This is a genomic window from Caballeronia sp. M23-90 (assembly GCF_053574605.1).
On the sequence record NZ_JBSIPA010000583.1, the window covers coordinates 1 to 3,571 of the forward strand.

3 protein-coding genes are annotated in these 3,571 nt (G+C 59.4%); 2 read left to right on the top strand and 1 reads right to left on the bottom strand.

Annotation, left to right across the window (positions count from 1 at the left end):
- Window positions 1–244: 244 nt before the first annotated feature.
- Window positions 245–1,444 (bottom strand): acyl-CoA dehydrogenase family protein, encoded by a 1,200-nt coding sequence (locus ACRXB1_RS32890; protein WP_449494407.1) that lies wholly within the window; start codon window positions 1,442–1,444, stop codon window positions 245–247.
- A 301-nt stretch (window positions 1,445–1,745) separates the two neighbouring features.
- On the opposite strand from ACRXB1_RS32890, the gene ACRXB1_RS32895 reads away from it, so the two are divergent.
- Together ACRXB1_RS32895 and ACRXB1_RS32900 are read left to right on the top strand one after the other, a co-directional pair.
- Entirely contained in the window at window positions 1,746–2,924 is a 1,179-nt protein-coding gene (locus ACRXB1_RS32895) for an acyltransferase family protein (protein WP_449494405.1), read from the top strand.
- Between the two features lie 160 nt (window positions 2,925–3,084).
- On the top strand, window positions 3,085–3,571 hold a 487-nt coding region (locus ACRXB1_RS32900; RefSeq protein ID WP_449494406.1), incomplete at its 3' end, for an amidohydrolase family protein.

The following is a 3,571-nucleotide window of genomic DNA, read 5'->3' on the forward strand; positions in this document are numbered from 1 at the left end:
TTGCCGTGCCCGCCGCGCCGGTTGCAAGCGCTGCCGCAAGGCCTGCGCTGCTGCGCTGGAGAAATGTGCGGCGACCGGATTGAGAAGCCGGTTTATCCTCGGGGATGAGGTCTTGTGAGTCAGGGCGGTCCGTTTGGTCCATGTGTGCTCCTTGCAAGCCTGGCAATCGATCGGGTCGGAGGCAATAAAGCATTTGCCATTCCTCGCCCGTTCATGCCCTGCGTACAAGTGCCTTCGTCACGCCTTAGCTGCGTTGCATACCCGCAAGCGTGTCGCGCTTGAGCTTCTTCGCAAGCGACCACTTGTGTACTTCTGTCGGGCCGTCGTAAATGCGGAACGCACGGATCTCGCGAAACACCTGTTCCACAACCGTATCCCGCGATACACCCGTGCCGCCCATCACCTGCACGCAGCGATCCGCGACCCGGAACAACGCGTCGGCCACCGCGACCTTCGTCATGGAACTCTCCGAAGTCCCGAGCGACCCGCTGTCGAGCACCGCAGCGCACCAGTCGATCATCAGTTCGGCCTGCTGCAGGTCGATCGCGTTCTCGGCCAGCATGAATCCAACGCCCTCATGATCGATCAGCAACTTGCCGAATGCGCGGCGCGTACAAGCATATTGCGTTGCGATTTCATGCGCGCGCGTGGTCGCGCCATGCCAGCGCATGCAATGCGAAAGCCGCGCCGGCGACAGGCGGACCTGCGCGTACTTGAACCCTTCATGGACTTCGCCCAGCACCTGGTCGTCCGGAACCCGCAAGCCCTCGATGCGCACGACCGCATGACCGCCCGGCATCGAACTGTCGATAGTGTCAAGAATTCGTTCAAGACGTATGGCCGGATTCGGAAGGTCGACCAGAAACATGGTGGCCTTGACCTTGTCGGTATCGTCGTCCGCGTTGCTGCGCGCCATCACAATGCCAACCGATGCGCCTTCAGCGCCTGTGATGAACGCCTTCGTTCCATCGATCACCCAGTGATCTCCATCGCGCCGGGCCGACGTCTTGAGCATCGATGGATCGGAACCTGCGCCGCCGTCCACCGCCGGCTCGGTCATGAAAAATGCCGAGCGCGCGTCGCCCGAGACCAGCGGCGCGAGAAAACGCGTCTTCTGTGCATCGGTTCCAATCTTGCCGATGAGCAGCATGTTGCCTTCATCAGGCGCGGCCGTGTTGACCGCGACCGGGCCGAGCGGCGACAAACCGGATCGCTTCAAAACCGTTGCCGTCTCGAGTTGCGTGAGATGGCCACCATCGGCGAGGATATGCGGCGTCAGCACCCCGGCAGCGCGTGCCTTGCCGCGCAATTCGCGCACGAGGTCCTCACTCGGTCCGTGGCTGCCGCAGCGCGGATCCCGTTCGTATGGGACTACGACCGTTCGCACGAACGCTTCGACACGCGATGCGATCTCTTTGGCGCGTTCCGTTTGCACAACCTCCATGCTGCTCATAGGTGTTTCCTTTGTTCAGGGGCTTGATGATTGGACCGCATAGCGTGTACTCCGGCAATGATGCCTCAATGCACACTGCGCGAGCCATAGCTACAAGCACGATGTTCGGACGACCTGTGCGGTACGATTGCTTACCTCAAATGCCGTTGAACGTTCGCCATGCCACGTGGAAACTCGCCATTTTCAAGCGGGCTCCCGCCAAACGAACGCACGGAACCAATCCGGTAATTCATTCCTTTAATGTCGGTGATAGGCTGCGTACACGGTAAATTCCGGACCACGGGAGAGAACAGTGCACGCGCCGATTTCCAGCTCAGGCGGTTCGCTTCCCGCGTTGACGAGCATCCGCTTTCTCGCGGCGATCACTGTCGTGGTCTCACATTATTCCGAGCTAGGATTACTTAATCTGCCAAGGGAGATATTCGAGTTCTTCGATGGCGGCCGTCCAGCGGTATCGTTATTTTTCGTGCTGTCGGGGTTTATCCTCACATTCACTTATCGCGATCAACTGGCTATCAAAGGCAATGCCGCGTTTTATCAGGCCCGTTTTGCGCGCATCTATCCAGTCGTGTTGCTGGGTCTCGTTTTATGCGTGCCCACCACGCTCTATTTGCTTCATGGCGATAACCCGTCCTTGCTGCTCCAGTGGTACGCGGTAAAAAGCTCCGTGCACTTGGCGATAGGCGCAAGCCTGCTTTGCCAGTTGCTGCTGCTGAACGCGTGGTTTCCATTCGCCGCGATCAACCAGCCGTGGAACGGGCCATCGGACAGCGTGTCATGCGAAGCCTTCTTCTACCTCCTGTTTCCGCTCATGCTTCGCAAGATGTTGTCCGTGCCCATTGCTCGGCTGACGCTCGCATGTGTCGGGTTCTTTCTGCTGCAAGGATTGTGGATCCTGTTTTTGCAGACCTGCCTGCCCGCGTCGCGCAGCGGTTTTCTTATCGTTGGCCTGCCGCTCACGCGTCTGTTCGAGTTCGTTGCCGGAATCTATGCCGCAATCCTGTTTCTTCAGCTGCGTGAAGCGCGTGCGGACAGGCATGCGCTGGCGCTCAAATTGATCAGCGGAGCATTGATCACGCTGGTCGTGCTCGCTCTCTGGCATCCGTTTTCCCCGGCGTTCTATCTGGCTTCGCCGTTGTTCGCCGCATTGATACTCGGGCTCGCGCTGATGGATCGCCCGGTGATCAACTTCCTCAACCAGCGCATCCTGATCAAGCTCGGCGAAGCAAGTTATTCGCTGTACCTGATCCATGTACCGATTGCGTATCTTGCCTACATAGCCGGGTTCAGACAGTCGAACGGATGGCTCGCGATCGTATTCGCTGTCGCTGCGAGCGTCGTGATCTTCAGGTTCTACGAAGAGCCGATGAGAAAACGGATTCGCGCAGGCTTCTCGCATGCGGCGACATCCGGCGACACCATCAACACCATCGACAATCAGGCAACCGCGACTGTGCAACGCCGGTCCTGACCCAAGGAACTTCCCTCTTCCCTCTCCGTCCGACGATTTCGAGCGCGTCCGTGCATGGCACATACGTTTATGTGCGGCGTATAGTCTGCTCATCGTGCAAACCAGCGCGTCCGCCTTGAGCAGCTCACGCGTTCGATTCAATCGTCCCTGGAGAATTGCAATGTCGTCCGTGTTATTCAGAAACGGCTCGCTGCTGGACCCGACACAACCTGAGCTTCTCACCGGCCATGAAGTACTCGTGGAAGACGGGCTGATCAAGGAAGTTTCCGACCAGCCGATCAAATCGAACAGCGCCCGCGTGATCGACCTGAAGGGCAAGACGCTGATGCCCGGATTGATCGACTTGCATGTTCACGTCATTGCCGTCGAATTCAACCTGCCGCGCGTCGCGACCCTGCCCAACGTGCTCGTTACGCTGCGCGCCGTTCCGCTGATGCGCGCCATGTTGCGGCGCGGCTTCACTACCATCCGTGATGCGGGCGGCGCGGGATATCCCTTCAAACAAGCGGTCGAAGCGGGACTGGCCGAAGGTCCACGCATGTTCGTCTCCGGCCGCGCGCTGAGCCAGACAGGCGGTCACGGCGACATGCGCGCGCGCACCGACTACATGCCGCCCGATGCACCATGCGGTTGCTGCGTGCGTGTCA